Below are 293 nucleotides of genomic sequence, written 5' to 3' on the forward strand. Positions count from 1 at the left end.
TAGCTCAGGATCGAGACGTCTGGTCCACGGCTACCGATGTCAGGCTTCTCCATGGTTCAGCCCAGCACGACGGGGGTGATCAGCACCACGATGACCTCGCGTTTGGTATTGCGGGTCAGCCCGCCGCCAAGGCCGAAGAATCCGGCGTCGCCGGTGCCGACCTTGTTGGTGTCCTCGGTGGTCTGGTCGAAGCCGGAGAGCACCAAGGTCTCACCGCTGCGCAGGCGTACCTTCTGGTCGAACAGCTGGATGTCGTAGCTAGGGAACTGGGCTTTGGAGTCCCCGCTGGTCTG

Annotated in this window: 1 pseudogene; it reads right to left on the reverse strand. The window is 62.8% G+C overall.

From position 1 onward, the window contains the following. Positions 1-56: 56 nt before the first annotated feature. Positions 57-293, reverse strand: a pseudogene (locus HMPREF2924_RS28840) (PilN family type IVB pilus formation outer membrane protein); the annotation flags it as partial.

Source organism: Pseudomonas sp. HMSC063H08, from assembly GCF_001813645.1.
GTDB classification, from domain to species: domain Bacteria; phylum Pseudomonadota; class Gammaproteobacteria; order Pseudomonadales; family Pseudomonadaceae; genus Pseudomonas; species Pseudomonas aeruginosa.